Here is a 15,812-nt window from a genome sequence, read left to right as displayed (position 1 = left end):
TGGAATCGCCTCTCGCCATGATCTGCTCTGTGTTCCGCATTAACAATGTGTTGGGTTTGCGAGTTGGCGTTAAGGTTTAGATTTAGAGCGGAACCGTAATGCGGAGCGAAAAGATAACCCTTACTTATACTAAAACGTCTACTACGTATACCGGTTATCTCCACATTACCCTTTCGCGACTTGGACGTCTAGGCAGGCACATCTAGCTAGAACACTAGGCTTGCGACAATCTGCTTTAGTCTGAAAGGCCCCATTTAGCTCTGGCATTAAACTATCAGGCAAGAAAAAACCCATCTCGTGAGAGTGAGGCGGGGCTTTTTTTCAGGAGCATACGTGGAAGAGGCTGTACCGATTTTCGTACCAATGACCACGTTTCAGTGCGATTTCGTAAGTGTATGCTGGACCTAAGTTCTTGATTTTATTGCCCCTGATAACTCACCGAAGACCTGTAAACATGGCGGTGTAATTCTGTTCCAGGGACATGAAACTACCTGTGGGGATTTTCGCAAAGGGCAAGGGTACGGTGGCGGACACGACCCTGCAAGTTCGGTGTGACGGGATTATTCGTCGCGGCCTTCCATCATGGTGCGTTTGAGCATCACGTAAACCGCCCCGGCGCCGCCGTGTTTCGCCTGGCACGAGCAGAACCCGAGCACTTGCGCATGCTGGCGCAGCCAGGTGTTGACGTGGCTTTTGATCATCGGGCGCTTGCCGTCCAGACGCACGGCCTTGCCGTGGGTGACGCGTACGCAGCGGATTTCGAATTTAGTCGCCTCGGCGAGAAACGCCCAAAGGGTTTCCCGGGCCTTTTCGACGCTCATGCCGTGCAGGTCAAGGCTGCCTTCGAACGGGATCTGTCCGATTTTGAGCTTGCGCATCTGGCTTTCCTGCACCCCGTCGCGGGCCCACATCAGTTCGTCTTCGGGGCCGACGTCGATCACGAACTGATCGGACAGACCGTCAACGGTGGTGGTTTCGGTACGGATGGTGGCGGACTGGCGCAGTTTGGCGATTTGCGCACGGTCAGTCTTGGGTTTGCCGGTATCGGCGCGGTCGTGCTTGATCGGCTTGACGCCTTGGATCGCACTTTTGAACAGAGAAAAATCGTCGTCTTGCATATCAGCCTCCGCGAAGGGCGGCCAGTTTACCCAAAGAGACACAAAACGGCCCGGCAAAAAGCCAGGCCGTCGATTCAGTCGTGTTTTTTCATCAGGTGCGGGGACATGTTCAGTTCCCGCGATTGCCGTGCGCGACGCCGGCAACGGCGCCACAGGGCCACGCCGAAGTACAGGAACAACAGTCCGACGGCCAGAATGATCGCCGAGCCCATCGGTGTCGCATTCAAGTCACCGAGTGCCGGCGGGTGCCCGATCAGGCTGGCGGCCCCGGCCATCGCCAACAGCACACCGAACGTCGCCAGAATGGCGGCGATCGCTGCGCCAAATCGAAAACGCCAGTTGCTTTGGCCTTTGGGCCGCAAGCGGCGTGCGTCAAATCCATCGGATAACTTCATTCCGACCTTCCTCAATGGGTATCGGCCCTTCGACCGGGAGTTGCCCGGGTTGTTCCTGAGGCTAGGGTAATTGAAGCAAATGCGAGGCTTTTGCGGATGAGCGGCGGGCCGGGCCGCTCACGGGCAGGTGTATCAGATCAGGTCCTGAGTCCGGGCAAGGGTGGCGAAGTTGTCGGCCATGATCGCCATTTCCGCCTCCTGTACCCGGGCGGCGCTGAGCACGCCGCCCTTGAATGGCAGATCACGCGTGGCGCAGGCGTCTTCAACCAGCGTGCAGCGGAATCCAAGATTCTTCGCCGCGCGTACGGTGGTGCTGACGCTGGAATGGCTCATGAAGCCGCAGACGATCAGGTCCAGCGAGCCGAGAGTTTGCAGGCGATCGTAAAGTTCGGTGCCGTGGAAAGCGCTCGGCAGCAGTTTGCCGATGATGGTTTCATCGCCCCGGGGTTCCAGACCGGGGATGAATTCGCCGCGTTCGCCCTGCGGGTCGAACAGACCGCCGACGGTGCCGAGGTGGCGTACGTGCACGATCGGCCGGCCGGCTGCGCGTGCGGCGGCAACCAGTTGTTTGATGTTCGCGACAGCCGCGTCCATGCCGCTCAGGGCCAGCGGGCCACTGAGGTACTCTTTCTGGGCATCGATGATGACCAGGGTGGCATGGCTCAACGTGGCCGCTGCGTAACCGCGACCGCTGAGTTGAAACATCGTTTTTGGAACGGACATTCTGGGGCTCCTTGGGGTGGGGCTTTTGCGACATTGTCCTCTGGCTGAGCGGTTCTGTGAATCGCTACCATCGTAGGCACCGTCGTTTCTGGCCTGCAGCCTCGTCAAGTTACACGTTCTGTTCAATAGCTGATAAGGAATTCGGAATGCTCCTACTGTCGATCCGGGATATTTCCTGCGTCGTCGCGGCGCGTTTTGGCTGCTAGAATCGCCAGTCGTTTTTTCTGGAGTTCTGCCCCGTGATCACTTCCCGACTTCGTACCCTGCGCGACCACATCCGTTGGGCCGTCAGCCGCTTCCATGGGGAGGATCTGTTTTTCGGCCACGGCACCGATAATGCCTGGGACGAAGCCCGGCAACTCGTGCTCGGCGCCCTGCACCTGCCATGGGAAATTGCTGACAGCTATCTGGACTGTGCGCTGGAAGACGACGAACTGGTCAACCTGCAACGCTTGCTCAAACGCCGAATCGAAGAGCGCATTCCCACCGCTTATCTGCTCGGTGAGGCATGGTTCTGCGGCCTGTCGTTCATCGTCGATGAGCGCGTGCTGATCCCGCGTTCGCCGATCGGCGAGTTGATCGAAAACCGTTTTGCGCCGTGGATCGGCGACGAGCCGGCGCGGATTCTCGACCTGTGCACGGGCTCCGGCTGCATCGGCATCGCTTGCGCCTACGAGTTCCAGAATGCCGAAGTGGTGCTGGCGGACCTGTCGTTCGAAGCCCTGGAAGTGGCGAACCAGAACATCGAGCGCCATGGCGTCGATGAGCGTGTGTTCACGGTGCAGGGCGATGGTTTTGATGGTCTGCCGGGTCAGCGTTTCGACCTGATCGTGTCGAACCCGCCCTACGTCGATGCGGAAGATTTTGCCGACATGCCGGACGAATACCAGCATGAGCCCGAGCTGGGCCTGGCCTGTGGCGACGATGGTTTGAACCTGGTGCGCCGGATGCTCGCCGAAGCAGCGGATCACCTGACCGAGAAGGGTTTGCTGATCGTCGAGGTGGGCAACAGCCAGGTACACGTCGAAGCGCTGTACCCGGAAGTCGATTTCGCCTGGCTGGAATTCCAGCGCGGCGGGCATGGCGTGTTCATGCTGACTGCCGAACAGTGCCGCAATCATCAGGCGCTGTTCGCTTCCCGCGTCTGACCTGAACCGATCGGTCCCATCTCGGTGGGAACGATCGTTGGCTTAGCGGTGTGTGGCAATCCAGATCAGCAATCCCGCCTGAAACACCGCAAACGCCACCAGACAGGTAATGGTGAAGCGCAAACCGGCATCTTCACGCTTGAACTTGCTGACCTTGTCTTCCTGCTGCTTCAGTTTGACTTCCTGTTCGGTCAGGTTCTGCTCGGCTTGCTGCAGCATCTGCGCGGCCTCGAGAATCTCGACGATCTGCAGCTTTTCAGTGTTCCAGTCGCCGAGCAAATCACCGACCCGGACTTCCTTGATGCTGCCCTTCAAGTGCTGGGCGTCGGCGTACACCACATCAAAGCCGTGTACCCGCAGAAAGTGATCGCGGCGCAGGCGGGTGGCTTCGTTCAGCGCGTCCTTGTTGTTCAGGTCCATGCCGTCGACGGTGTAGGTGGGCCAGCGCTTCTTCGCCCAGTTGATGCCCTGGGCAGCCATGAAGCGACCGATGCCGCGGTTCGGCGGTTCGATCTGCAAACCACTGTCCGGGCCGAAGTGCACGCGTTTGGTCTTGTGGTCGACCCACACATCGAGCTGATTCTGTTCTTTGCGCACGCGCTGGGCAGGCAGTTTGATCTCCATGCGCATCAGGCTTTGGTCTTTGCCGTTGCGCTCGGCGTAACCGAATTCGACAAAACGCAACGGTCGCCCGCCGGTGTTGCGGTCGGTCTGCAACGGCGCCAGGCGGAGCATTTTGTGGTGCTCGACGTGGACATCCGCCCACGGCAGCTCGACCGCTGGCGGTGCGTCTTTTTCAGCGGTGGTGTCGGGTGAAGTCTGGGTATCAGTCATAACGGCGAGATCCTGTCCAAGCTGCTTGCCGCCAGCCAGTACGCTGGCGACAAAGGCTTATCGGCCGTTTTTTCCAGGACTGGAGGGTTAACGGGTGCGAAGTCCGTCAATAAACCCGAGAATCCGCGTTCCCAGTTCGGCCGCCAGCGGCAGATTCGGGTCCTTGTAGGACGCCACTTGCCGTTGCACGTCATTGGGCACGATGCGCATCACATGATTCATGCCTTCGATCACCGCCAGTGTGGCATCGGGTTTTGCCGCTTTGAGCAGATTGGCGTCATCGACCTGGACCTGAATGTCATTGCTGCCCTGGACGATCAAGGCCGGCATTTTCAGTCGGGCAAAGGCTGCGGACGGGTCCTGACGGAACAGAGAAATCAGATAGGGCTGCACGCTCGGACGGAAGATCGCCTGCAACGGCGGCGGCACGTTGTCGTCGGTATGTCCGGCCTTGAGGCTGTCGAGCAGCTCGTTGCTGCGCTGCATCAACGGTGGTGGAAGGCTGCGGGCCAGTTGCCGGCGCAGGACCTGATCGATCGGCCGCGCCGTCCCGGACAGCGAGATGACCGCAGCGGCGTCGACTTTCGGTGCGGCCAGGCTGGCAATCAGTGCACCCTCGCTGTGGCCAAGCAGGATCAGCGGACCGAAGCGCGGATCGGCCTTGAGCTTCCGGCCCCAGGCCACGGCGTCCGCAACGTAGGCCTCCACCGACAGATTGCGCTCATCCGGCGTCGCGGCCAGGCTCGCGGCCACCCCGCGCTTGTCGAAGCGCACGCTGGCGATATTGTGTTTGGCCAGCACCCAGGCCAGCCGCTTGAGGCTGTCGTTGCGCCCGCCATCCGGGTTGTTTCCGTCACGATCCGTAGGACCGGAGCCAGACAGAATCAGAACAATCGGCACCGGATTGTCAGACTTCGGCAGCAAAAGCGAGCCGAAAAGTTCTCCGTTGCCGGTGTCCAGCGTCACCGGGCGTTGCAGGACCATTGCCTGGACGTAGCCAGTAAACAGGGTAAGGCTCAAGATCAAAACTCGCAGCATCATCACGCCATCATTTGCCAAGGTGCCGGTTGGACTCACCAACACCGCCAAGGTTCGAGGATGAACTACTCGGTTAGCCTGCGTATACTGGCGCGCATCATGAATTCGGGTTTGATTTAACGGAGCGTCCTGCATGTCCGGCAATACCTACGGCAAGTTGTTCACTGTCACCACCGCGGGCGAAAGCCATGGTCCGGCGTTGGTCGCCATTGTCGACGGCTGCCCGCCGGGCCTGGAGATCTCCCTTGAAGACCTGCAGCGCGACCTCGACCGCCGCAAGCCGGGCACCAGCCGTCACACCACCCAGCGTCAGGAGGCCGACGAAGTCGAAATCCTTTCCGGCGTGTTCGAGGGGCGCACCACCGGTTGCTCCATCGGCCTGCTGATTCGCAACACCGACCAGAAGTCCAAGGACTACTCGGCGATCAAGGATCTGTTCCGTCCGGCCCATGCCGATTACACCTACCATCACAAATACGGCGAGCGTGATTACCGCGGCGGCGGTCGCAGCTCCGCGCGGGAGACCGCGATGCGGGTGGCGGCCGGTGCGATTGCCAAGAAATACCTGGCGACTCAGGGCATCGTCATTCGCGGCTACATGAGCCAGCTCGGCCCGATCGAAATTCCGTTCAAGACCTGGGAGTCGGTCGAGCAGAATGCCTTTTTCAGCCCGGACCCGGACAAGGTGCCGGAACTGGAAGCCTACATGGACCAGCTGCGCCGCGACCAGGACTCGGTCGGGGCGAAGATCACCGTGGTCGCCGAAGGTGTGATGCCGGGTCTGGGCGAGCCGATCTTCGACCGTCTCGACGCCGAACTGGCCCATGCGCTGATGAGCATCAACGCGGTCAAGGGCGTGGAGATCGGCGCCGGTTTCGCCTGTGTCGCCCAGCGTGGCACCGAGCACCGCGACGAGCTGACCCCGGAAGGTTTCCTCAGCAACAACGCTGGCGGCATCCTCGGTGGCATCTCGTCGGGTCAGCCGATTGTCGCGCATCTGGCCTTGAAACCGACGTCGAGCATCACCACCCCGGGCCGTTCGATCGACATCGACGGCAACCCGGTCGAAGTGATCACCAAGGGCCGTCACGACCCGTGCGTCGGCATCCGTGCCACGCCGATTGCCGAGGCGATGATGGCCATCGTGCTGATGGATCACCTGCTGCGTCACCGTGGTCAGAACGCCGACGTGCGGGTGAACACGCCGGTGCTGGGTCAGCTCTGATGGGTCGACTCACAGCCGCTGCGGTCTGACCGTGGCGGCGCTCCCGTACTGGCGGCTGTCCAGTTTCTATCTGTTCTATTTCGCCTTGCTCGGCTCCACGGCGCCGTTTCTGGCGCTGTATTTCGATCACCTCGGGTTCAGCGCCGCACGCATCGGCGAGCTGGTGGCGATCCCGATGCTGATGCGCTGCGTGGCGCCGAACATCTGGGGCTGGCTCGGTGACTACACCGGCAGACGACTGGCCATCGTGCGCTTCGGCGCGCTGTGCACGCTGCTGACGTTCTCGTTGATTTTCGTCAGCAAGACCTACGCCTGGCTGGCGATGGTCATGGCCTTGCACGCCTTCTTCTGGCACGCCGTATTGCCGCAGTTTGAAGTCATCACCCTGGCGCATCTGCAAGGCCAGACGTCTCGCTACAGCCAGATCCGGCTGTGGGGTTCCATCGGTTTCATCATCACCGTGGTCGCCCTCGGACGGTTGTTCGAATGGCTGAGCCTCGACATTTATCCGACAGCGCTGGTGCTGATCATGGCCGGTATCGTGCTCAGCAGTCTGTGGGTGCCGAACGCGCAACCGCCTCAGGGCAACCGGCCGACGGGGGAGGGCTTCCTCAAACAACTGCGCCAATCCGGGGTGCTGGCGTTCTACGGTTGCGTGGCGCTGATGCAGATGAGCCACGGGCCGTATTACACGTTTCTGACCTTGCACCTTGAACGACTGGGCTACAGCCGTGGGGTGATCGGCATGCTCTGGGCCGTTGGCGTGGTGGCGGAAGTGCTGATGTTCATGGCGATGAGCCGGATTCTTATGCGCTTCTCCCTGCGCCGGGTGCTGATGGCGAGTTTTCTGCTGGCGGCACTGCGTTGGTTGCTGTTAGGTTCGTTCGCCGAATTTCTCTGGGTGCTGCTGTTTGCCCAGGTGCTTCATGCTGCGACATTCGGCAGCTTTCACGCCGCTGCCATCGCATTCGTGCAACGTAGCTTCGGCGCCCGTCAGCAAGGGCAGGGGCAGGCGCTGTACGCCGCGCTGGCCGGCACCGGCGGTGCCCTTGGCGCGTTGTATGCCGGTTACAGCTGGAACGCCCTCGGTGCGACATTGACCTTTAGTATTGCCAGTCTCGCGGCACTCGCGGCTGCCGTTATCATTGCCACACGTATGCAAGAGGACAGGCCATGAGCCTTACCCGTGAACAGCTTGCCCAGCAGATCATCGATGCCGGGCGTTTTCTTTATGGCCGCGGCTGGTCGCCGGCCACCAGCAGCAACTATTCGACGCGCCTGTCGCCGAGCGAAGCGCTGCTGACCGTGTCCGGCAAGCACAAGGGCCAATTGGGTCTGGACGATGTGCTGGCGACCGACCTGTCCGGCAACAGCCTGGAGCCGGGCAAAAAGCCGTCCGCCGAAACCCTGCTGCACACCCAGCTCTATAGCTGGCGTCCGGAAATCGGCGCGGTGCTGCACACCCACTCGGTGAACGCCACGGTGCTGTCGCGCCTGACGCCGGAAGATTTCATCGAATTTGAAGACTACGAATTGCAAAAAGCCTTCAGCGGCATTTCGACCCACGAATCCCGTGTGCGAGTGCCGATCTTCGATAACGATCAGGACATTGCACGCCTCGCCGCCCAGGTGCAGCCTTGGCTCGATGCCCATCCCGATTGCGTCGGTTATCTGATTCGCGGTCACGGTCTCTACACCTGGGGTGCGCAGATGAGTGACGCATTGCGCCAGATCGAAGCCTTTGAATTCCTGTTTGAATGCGAGTTGAAGACCCGCAGCGTCATGAACCGCCAAGGCTGACTTCACCAGAACCAGCCCATTTGCCTGATGAATGCAGTGCCCGACCGGTCTCGAAGAACCGGACGGCAAGGCCGATACCGAGGAATTGCCCCATGAGCAGCCTGTCCGTCTATCACGTTTCCAGCCCTGAAATTCCGAACAAGGTGCTGACCCACTTCGAAGACATCGCCTCGACCCTGGCCGAGCAGGGTGTGCGCTTCGACCGCTGGCAAGCCGCCGCGAAGATCCAGCCTGGTGCCAGTCAGGAAGAAGTGATCGGCGCCTACCGTGAGCAAATCGACAAACTGATGACCGAGCGCGGTTACATCACCGTCGATGTGGTCAGCCTCGACAGCGATCATCCGCAGAAAGCCGAGTTGCGTGCCAAGTTTCTCGAAGAACATCGCCATGGTGAAGACGAAGTGCGCTTTTTCGTCGCCGGTCGTGGCCTGTTTACCCTGCACATCGACGATTACGTCTACGCCGTGCTGTGTGAGAAGAATGACCTGATTTCGGTACCGGCGGGCACCAAACACTGGTTCGACATGGGCGAGAACCCGCATTTCGTGGCGATCCGTCTGTTCAATAACCCTGAAGGCTGGGTTGCCAATTTCACCGGCGAAGACATCGCCGGTCGTTTCCCGCGTCTGGAGGATTGAGCCGATGTCGATCAAGGTCATCCTCACCGATATCGAAGGCACCACCAGCGCGGTGAGTTTTGTGTTCGACGTGCTGTTTCCGTATGCGGCGAAGCATCTGCCGGACTTCGTCCGCCAGAACGCCGCCCGTGCGGACGTTGCCGGGCAACTGGACGCCGTGCGCCGTGACAGCAACGAACCCCAGGCCGACGTTGAACGAGTTGTAGAGATTCTGCTGGCCTGGATCGCCGAAGATCGCAAGGCCACGCCGCTGAAAGCGTTGCAGGGCATGGTCTGGGAGCAAGGCTATCAGGCCGGTCAGTTGAAAGGGCATGTATACCTGGACGCCGTCGAAGCGCTCCAGCGCTGGCATCAGGCTGGTTATCAACTGTTTGTTTATTCGTCCGGTTCGATCCAGGCACAGAAGCTGATTTTCGGCTGCTCGGAAGCCGGGGATCTGACGCCGCTGTTCAGCGGCTACTTCGACACCACTTCAGGGCCCAAGCGCGAAGCGCAGTCGTACAGCACTATCCAGCAGGCCATCGGGGTCGAGCCGCAGGAGATCCTGTTTCTGTCCGACATCGTGCAGGAACTCGATGCCGCCCGGTCCGCCGGCCTGCAAACCTGTGGCCTGGCCCGTGAGGGCGGGGAGCTGGAAGGGCATGTGACCGTCGACAGCTTTACCGGGATCGAACCGGAAGCGTTCTGACTCCACCAATCGACGTGCAAACAAACAGGCCGTGAAGCGAAAGCTCCCCGGCCTGTTTGTTTATGCAGTGTTCGTTACATCGAGTGATAGGTCGGCAGGGCAAAACGCTGCTGGCTTTGCAGCATGCCGATCTGCGGCAGCTCACTGGCCTGTTCCGCCAGATCACGACGAATCGCGCTGATCGCCCACGACAGTTGGTCGGCGGCATGCAATTGCTGATAGGTGAGCGCACGCTTGAACACTTTGCCGTCGGCGCTCTTGAGCGTCAGCAGGATCCCGCCATCGGGACGTGGCTGGGTGGTGACGGCGAAGTTGGAGAACAGGGAGGTAAATTTTTCTTGGATCAGGCTCATGTCTTTCAGCTCCGTATGCACTTGAAGGGCAAGCATGCGGAGGAGGTTGCAGTGATTGTGCCAGTATTTTGTTTTTATAAATTCTTTATAAATCAATAATTTATAGATATTTGAAATTCAGGCTGTCGTGCAATCTGCATGAATGGCCATCGTGCATCCTGCATTTTGCGGGATTGCTGTCGATCTGACGGAACCATTGCATCCCGCCGCGATCACGCTTCGTCCTGTAGCGCTGACGGATACAAAACATTGCAAAAACCGCGTGTACAGCCCGAGAAACCCTGACGTATTTTCGGCCTCGACCCTCGCTCAAGAAGCGCCGGTTGCCTCACCCGATTGCCCGACAATAAAAATCCGGCCTGCACGTCAAGGCCCAACGGGAGCTGCCATGAGTCACGCGCCTGGCGACACGATTACCTGGGGCATGATGCTCCGCAAACTGCCGACGATCGCCAAAGCCATCCCGCGGGTGGTGAAAGGCCTGAAGGTGGCCAACGTCAAGGATCCGACCCAGACCTGTGGTCTTGGCTGGACATTCGAGCAAGCGACCCTGCGCAATCCCGAGGGTCCCGCGCTGCTGTCGGGCGAGGTGGTGCTCAGTTATTCCCAGGTCAACCAGTGGGCCAACCGCATTGCTCATTATTTGATCGAACAGGGCATCGGCAAAGGCGATGTGGTAGCCGTGTTCATCGAGAACCGTCCGGAACTGCTGGTGACGATTCTGGCGCTGGCCAAGGTCGGTGCTGTCAGTGCGCTGCTGAACACTTCACAGACCCGCGACACGCTGATCCACAGCATCAATCTCGTGGCGCCGGTGGCGATCGTCGTTGGTGAGGAGTTGCTGCCAGCGTTTGCAGCAGTACGCGAGCAAGTGACGATTGCGCCGGCCCGCACCTGGTTCGTGGCCGATCAGGATACGTTCAGTCATCCGGGCATCGCTCCGCAGGGTTACACCAATCTGATCAGCGCCAGTGCCGATGCACCCGGCGACAACCCGGCCAGCAGTCGGCAGATCTTCTTCGACGACCCCTGTTTCTACATCTACACCTCCGGCACCACCGGTTTGCCCAAGGCCGGGGTGTTCAAGCATGGGCGCTGGATGCGCAGTTCGGCGAGCTTCGGCATGATCGCTCTCGACATGCGTCCGGACGACATCGTCTATTGCACCTTGCCGCTGTATCACGCCACCGGGCTTTGTGTGTGCTGGGGATCGGCGGTCAATGGCGCGTCGGGTTTCGCCATTCGCCGCAAGTTCAGCGCCCGTCAGTTCTGGAGCGACGTGCGGCGCTACCGTGCTACCACCATCGGCTACGTCGGCGAGTTGTGTCGTTATCTGGTGGATCAGCCGGCCAGCAGCGATGACAGCCGCCATGACGTGCGCAAGATGATCGGCAACGGCTTGCGGCCAGGTGCCTGGGCTCAATTCAAGACCCGCTTTGCGGTGAATCACATCTGCGAACTGTATGCAGCCAGCGACGGCAATATCGGTTTCACCAACATCCTCAATTTCGACAACACCATCGGTTTTTCGCTGATGGCCTGGGAACTGGTCGCTTACGATCAGGACAGCGGCGAACCGATTCGCGGCGACGACGGTTTCATGCGCAAGGTCGGCCGGGGCGAGCGAGGGCTGTTGCTGGCGCGAATTGACGACAAGGCGCCGCTGGATGGCTACACCGATCCGCAGAAAACCGCCAAGGTCGTGCTGCAGGATGTATTCGCCAAGGGTGACCGCTTCTTCAATACCGGGGACCTGCTGCGCAACATCGGCTTCGGCCATGCGCAATTTGTCGATCGCCTCGGCGATACCTACCGCTGGAAAGGCGAGAACGTTTCGACCACCGAGGTCGAGAACCTGTTGCTGCAGCACCCGCACATTTCCGAAGCCGTGGCTTATGGTGTGGAAATTCCCGATACCAACGGACGCGCCGGGATGGCGGCGATTACACCGGCCGAGTCCCTGGCGACTCTCGACTTCACCGAACTGTTGGCGTTTGCCCGCCAGCGCATGCCGTCCTACGCGGTACCGCTGTTCCTGAGGGTCAAGGTGAAAATGGAAACCACCGGCACGTTCAAATACCAGAAGACGCGCCTTAAAAACGAAGGCTTCGACCCGGGCCTGACCGGAGATGACCCTGTCTACGCCTGGCTGCCGGGCACTGAAACCTACGAACAGGTGACGGATGAAATCCTTGCGGATATCCGCGCAGGTAAATTGCGTTATTGATATTGGCTATTGGTTGTCTTGGAAAAAAGCGGGTGACAGCTATCGTCGCGCTCGGGAAACTAGCGGCTTTCCGATTGACTGAAAGTGGAGTTGCCCCATGTCCGACCAAGGCCGCCAGATGACGCCCGAAGAAGCTGCCGAATTCACCGAGCAGGTATTCAACAAGGCGCGCGAAGGCGACGCGGTGATGCTGGATCGCCTGATCACGGCCGGTTTGCCGGTGAACCTCACCAACAGCAAGGGCGATACCCTGCTGATGCTCGCCAGCTACTACGGGCATGTGGACGCCGTACAAGTGCTGCTCAAGCACAAGGCCGATCCTGAAAAGCGCAACGGCAATGGCCAGAGTCCGATTGCCGGCGCCGCGTTCAAGGGCGATCTGGCCGTGGTCAAGGCCCTGGTGGCCGGCGGGGCGCAGATTGAAGGCGCCTCCTTCGACGGTCGTACGGCGTTGATGATGGCGGCGATGTTCAATCGGGTCGAGATCGTCGAGTATCTGATCGACCAGGGCGCTGACCCGAAAGCCAAGGACGCCAACGGCGTTACCGCGCTGGATGCGGCGCGCACCATGGGTGCCGTGGACACCACCGCGCAGCTGGAAAAACTGTTGGGCTGAAGCCGCCGATCCGCAACCGGCTCTGTGGCGAGGACGAGAATGCGCTATCCTTCGCGCCCTCGAAATCCCTTCGCCACAGGACCTGCCCCCCATGAAAGCCGCACTCGTCGAACTCATCAGCAAAATCAGCTCCGGCTGCATGGGCGAAGACGAGATCCGGAAGGTCGCCGATGAAGCCGCACAGGCCTACGCCGATGCCGACGCTTTTCTGACCGCCAACCCGGACATCAACTACGACGACACCTTCCCGATTCCGCTGGGCGAGTGGGTCGTGGTCGGCAGCCTGCCGGATACTGTGCTGTTCCAGGCCGACAACTACGTTGACCTGTTCGCCCGGATCATCGCCTCGTTCGGTCCGAACGTGGCGTTCAACCTCAAACCCAAGCAACTGGCCAGGACCGAAGCCCTGACCGCGCTGAATCGCATTCAGGTGCAGATGAGCAGTCTGAACAAGGAAAACGGCGGTTACACGCTGATGAACTTCAGCCAGTTGCTCGACGACGAGCTGCAAGTGGTGCTGGTCTACGGCAACGACGTGCCGCGTGTGCTGGAGCTGTGCGCCGAAGTGGGCATCGCCGCTGCGCCTTCGCTGGAAGCCTTGAAGGTCGCCGTCCACGTCTGAATGCAATAAAAGGGAACCCTGCGCGTGACCGTCTATCCTAAAAGTGCACGCCACTATTCTTCTGGAGCGACACCATGGGTTCCACGTTCAACGGCCTGATCGGCCTGATCATTCTTGCCCTCGACATCTGGGCGATCATCAATGTGCTGAAAAGCGGCGCCGAGACCGGGATGAAAATTCTCTGGGTGCTGTTGATCATCCTTCTGCCGGTACTGGGCCTGATCATCTGGGCAATTGCCGGGCCGCGGGGCAATGTGCGGATCTGACCGTTCGCACCTTGGATTGCGCGGGGCCGATGAACTGAGGTTCGACCTGTCATCTTCGGCAACGTAGAATGCGCGCCTTTCCCGGGCAATCGAACCTGACGATTGGCGCCCGCGCATTCATCGGAGCACTTCACCATGACCGTCACCAAGACCAGCGAATACCTGGAAACCCTCTACGAAGGCTACGGCCAGCGTTTTCGCATGGAAAAACTGCTGCACGAAGTGCGCACCGAACACCAGCACCTGGTGATCTTCCAGAACCCGCGCATGGGCCGTGTGATGGCGCTGGACGGCGTGATCCAGACCACCGAAGCCGATGAATTCATCTACCACGAAATGCTCACCCACGTGCCGATCCTCGCCCACGGCACCGCCAGGCGCGTGTTGATCATCGGCGGCGGCGATGGCGGCATGCTGCGCGAAGTGACCAAACACGCCAGCGTCGAGCACATCACCATGGTCGAAATCGACGGCACTGTGGTCGATATGTGCAAGGAGTTTCTGCCGAACCACTCCAGCGGCGCTTATGACGATCCACGCCTGAACCTGGTGATCGACGACGGCATGCGTTTCGTCGCGACCACCACGGAAAAGTTCGACGTGATCATTTCCGACTCCACCGACCCGATCGGTCCCGGCGAAGTGCTGTTTTCGGAAAACTTCTATCAGGCTTGCCATCGCTGCCTGAACGAGGGCGGTATCCTCGTGACCCAGAACGGCACGCCGTTCATGCAGATCGACGAGGTGAAAACCACCGCCGGTCGTCTGCGCAGCCTGTTCCCGGACTGGCACTTCTACCAGGCGGCCGTGCCGACCTACATCGGCGGTTCGATGACGTTCGCTTGGGGCTCGACCAACCCGGCCTACCGCAAGCTGAGCCGTGAAGTGCTGCAGCAGCGCTTCATCGGCAGCGGCATCGTCACCCGCTACTACAACCCGGAAATCCACATCGGCGCCTTCGCCTTGCCGCAATACGTGCTGCAAGCGGTGAACAAACCGGGCAACGACTGATCGTTCGGCCGCCATCACTGCGGGGGCGAGCCGCTTCGCTCCCGCAGATGAAATGTTTTTCATGTTGCATCGATGTAAAGCTTTTGAACGATCAATCCTGACAAAAGTCGAGATACATGTAAGCCCATTTGCGGGTTTGATCGAGGAGGCTCCGATGTCAAAGTGGAAAGTCACTTTCGTGGACGATCATGGTGAAACCGTCGATGAAGTCTTCGATTGCGAAGAATGCCCGAGTCATGAGCGAGCCGCCCGGCTCATCAAGGAACGGTTCCTGCCCGTTGTCGCCGAGCTTGACCTCAACGACCTGGAAGGTCGCACCGCCGACGCCGGCGTGAAGACCCTGAAAAACCAGCACAGCATCGAAATCCGCAGCATTACTCCCGTCTGAAAATCTTTTTCCCGGTAACGCACCAGACCTTGGCAGCGGCTCTGTCCTGGGGCTACTCTGCAAGCGAGATCAGCGAACGGATCGCTAAGGTCTGGTCTTGTCAGCTACATGCTTGTTTCCCGCCGGCAACACGGTTGTCACAGCGCTTGAGCCGTCTGGCCAGGTGCAGGGAATACGGAAAGTCTATCCATCTATGCGAGGGGGACGTTCATGAGCACAGCCTATCAAGAAGACATCAGCAGCAACGTGCTGCGCCGCATGAAAGAAGGCGGTTTCGATTTTTCCCGATTCCATCCCATCGAGTTCTACGCCATTTTCCCGGACGAGGAGCGGGCGCGCAGGGCGGCAGGCAAGTTTCGCGGTGAATCCATCAATGCCCAGGTCAGTGTGCGCGACGACGGCGCCTGGTGTCTGGAATTGAGCAAGGTGATGTACGCAACCTACGACGACATCGGCGATTTCGAACAGGGGTTTTCGGCGGTGGTCGAGCCTCTGGGCGGCATCATCGAAGGCTGGGGCGTGAAGCAGGAGGTGCGCAACCGCCATCGCTTGAACTGATCCTCCTCGCCACACATCCGGCAACGGCTGACCTTCGGGTCGGCCGTTGTCGTTTCGGCACCTTGAAAAACGTCCGGTAAAACCCTGAAACAAGAATCCAGAGCAAAAAAAAGCCACCGCAGAGGGTGGCTGAAAGGGAAGACCGGAAGGAGAGGAAACCGGTC

The 15,812-nt window shown here is 59.9% G+C and carries 19 protein-coding genes; 13 read left to right on the top strand and 6 right to left on the bottom strand.

The window, feature by feature from the left end; translation table 11 throughout:
- Positions 1–560: 560 nt before the first annotated feature.
- From ACK6BI_RS21325 to ACK6BI_RS21315, 3 genes are all read right to left on the bottom strand, one after another.
- Complete coding sequence (locus ACK6BI_RS21325; RefSeq protein WP_065258068.1) at positions 561–1,118, bottom strand: Smr/MutS family protein; 558 nt, start codon at positions 1,116–1,118, stop codon at positions 561–563.
- A gap of 74 nt (positions 1,119–1,192) precedes the next feature.
- Positions 1,193–1,513 (bottom strand): hypothetical protein, encoded by a 321-nt coding sequence (locus ACK6BI_RS21320; protein WP_085732350.1) that lies wholly within the window; start codon positions 1,511–1,513, stop codon positions 1,193–1,195.
- Between the two features lie 132 nt (positions 1,514–1,645).
- Positions 1,646–2,236, bottom strand: coding sequence for a cysteine hydrolase family protein (locus tag ACK6BI_RS21315; RefSeq protein ID WP_409318599.1), 591 nt, complete (start codon positions 2,234–2,236; stop codon positions 1,646–1,648).
- Positions 2,237–2,475: 239 nt separating this feature from the next.
- Between ACK6BI_RS21315 and prmB the strand changes: the two genes are divergently transcribed.
- Positions 2,476–3,384: a 50S ribosomal protein L3 N(5)-glutamine methyltransferase gene (gene prmB, locus ACK6BI_RS21310; RefSeq protein ID WP_409318598.1), complete on the top strand. Its 909-nt coding sequence runs from the start codon at positions 2,476–2,478 to the stop codon at positions 3,382–3,384.
- 42 nt (positions 3,385–3,426) lie between these two features.
- Here the strand turns inward: prmB and ACK6BI_RS21305 are convergent, their stop codons facing one another.
- Entirely contained in the window at positions 3,427–4,218 is a 792-nt protein-coding gene (locus ACK6BI_RS21305; protein WP_409318597.1) for a hypothetical protein, read from the bottom strand.
- Positions 4,219–4,305: 87 nt separating this feature from the next.
- Positions 4,306–5,259: an alpha/beta hydrolase gene (locus tag ACK6BI_RS21300; protein ID WP_409318596.1), complete on the bottom strand. Its 954-nt coding sequence runs from the start codon at positions 5,257–5,259 to the stop codon at positions 4,306–4,308.
- A gap of 130 nt (positions 5,260–5,389) precedes the next feature.
- Here ACK6BI_RS21300 and aroC point away from each other — a divergent pair, with 130 nt between their 5' ends.
- The 5 genes from aroC to mtnC all read left to right on the top strand — a co-directional run bounded on the left by aroC (position 5,390) and on the right by mtnC (position 9,607).
- Complete coding sequence (gene aroC / locus ACK6BI_RS21295; RefSeq protein ID WP_409318595.1) at positions 5,390–6,481, top strand: chorismate synthase; 1,092 nt, start codon at positions 5,390–5,392, stop codon at positions 6,479–6,481.
- Positions 6,482–6,512: 31 nt separating this feature from the next.
- Positions 6,513–7,658 carry an MFS transporter gene (locus ACK6BI_RS21290; RefSeq protein WP_409318594.1) on the top strand — a complete coding sequence of 382 codons (1,146 nt, stop codon included), beginning with the start codon at positions 6,513–6,515 and terminating at the stop codon, positions 7,656–7,658.
- On the top strand, positions 7,655–8,281 hold the full coding sequence (locus tag ACK6BI_RS21285) for a methylthioribulose 1-phosphate dehydratase (RefSeq protein WP_409318593.1): 627 nt from the start codon (positions 7,655–7,657) through the stop codon (positions 8,279–8,281). Before ACK6BI_RS21290 ends, ACK6BI_RS21285 begins: the two co-directional genes overlap by 4 nt.
- A gap of 92 nt (positions 8,282–8,373) precedes the next feature.
- On the top strand, positions 8,374–8,919 hold the full coding sequence (locus ACK6BI_RS21280; protein ID WP_409318592.1) for a 1,2-dihydroxy-3-keto-5-methylthiopentene dioxygenase: 546 nt from the start codon (positions 8,374–8,376) through the stop codon (positions 8,917–8,919).
- A gap of 4 nt (positions 8,920–8,923) precedes the next feature.
- The gene (gene mtnC, locus ACK6BI_RS21275) at positions 8,924–9,607 is read left to right on the top strand and encodes an acireductone synthase (RefSeq protein WP_409318591.1); all 684 of its coding nucleotides are present in this window, start codon (positions 8,924–8,926) and stop codon (positions 9,605–9,607) included.
- Between the two features lie 74 nt (positions 9,608–9,681).
- On the opposite strand, the gene ACK6BI_RS21270 is transcribed toward mtnC, so the two are convergent.
- Positions 9,682–9,960: a DUF3509 domain-containing protein gene (locus ACK6BI_RS21270; protein WP_065258057.1), complete on the bottom strand. Its 279-nt coding sequence runs from the start codon at positions 9,958–9,960 to the stop codon at positions 9,682–9,684.
- A 388-nt stretch (positions 9,961–10,348) separates the two neighbouring features.
- Here ACK6BI_RS21270 and ACK6BI_RS21265 point away from each other — a divergent pair, with 388 nt between their 5' ends.
- From ACK6BI_RS21265 to ACK6BI_RS21235, 7 genes are all read left to right on the top strand, one after another.
- Positions 10,349–12,187, top strand: a complete 1,839-nt coding sequence (locus ACK6BI_RS21265; RefSeq protein WP_409318590.1) for a long-chain-acyl-CoA synthetase — start codon at positions 10,349–10,351, stop codon at positions 12,185–12,187.
- Between the two features lie 97 nt (positions 12,188–12,284).
- On the top strand, positions 12,285–12,803 hold the full coding sequence (locus ACK6BI_RS21260; protein ID WP_409318589.1) for an ankyrin repeat domain-containing protein: 519 nt from the start codon (positions 12,285–12,287) through the stop codon (positions 12,801–12,803).
- 91 nt (positions 12,804–12,894) lie between these two features.
- Entirely contained in the window at positions 12,895–13,425 is a 531-nt protein-coding gene (locus ACK6BI_RS21255) for a hypothetical protein (protein WP_409318588.1), read from the top strand.
- A 74-nt stretch (positions 13,426–13,499) separates the two neighbouring features.
- The gene (locus ACK6BI_RS21250; RefSeq protein ID WP_003223221.1) at positions 13,500–13,691 is read left to right on the top strand and encodes a PLDc N-terminal domain-containing protein; all 192 of its coding nucleotides are present in this window, start codon (positions 13,500–13,502) and stop codon (positions 13,689–13,691) included.
- Between the two features lie 135 nt (positions 13,692–13,826).
- Positions 13,827–14,702, top strand: coding sequence for a polyamine aminopropyltransferase (speE, locus tag ACK6BI_RS21245; RefSeq protein ID WP_065258053.1), 876 nt, complete (start codon positions 13,827–13,829; stop codon positions 14,700–14,702).
- A gap of 154 nt (positions 14,703–14,856) precedes the next feature.
- On the top strand, positions 14,857–15,090 hold the full coding sequence (locus ACK6BI_RS21240; RefSeq protein WP_065258052.1) for a hypothetical protein: 234 nt from the start codon (positions 14,857–14,859) through the stop codon (positions 15,088–15,090).
- A 210-nt stretch (positions 15,091–15,300) separates the two neighbouring features.
- Positions 15,301–15,648: a ribonuclease E inhibitor RraB gene (locus ACK6BI_RS21235; RefSeq protein ID WP_409318587.1), complete on the top strand. Its 348-nt coding sequence runs from the start codon at positions 15,301–15,303 to the stop codon at positions 15,646–15,648.
- Positions 15,649–15,812: the final 164 nt, after the last annotated feature.

The organism is Pseudomonas sp. KCJK9016, assembly GCF_046231795.1.
Lineage (GTDB): Bacteria > Pseudomonadota > Gammaproteobacteria > Pseudomonadales > Pseudomonadaceae > Aquipseudomonas > Aquipseudomonas bananamidigenes.
The sequence above is the reverse complement of the archived record's forward strand: the minus strand, read 5'-3'. Positions and strand labels throughout refer to the sequence as shown.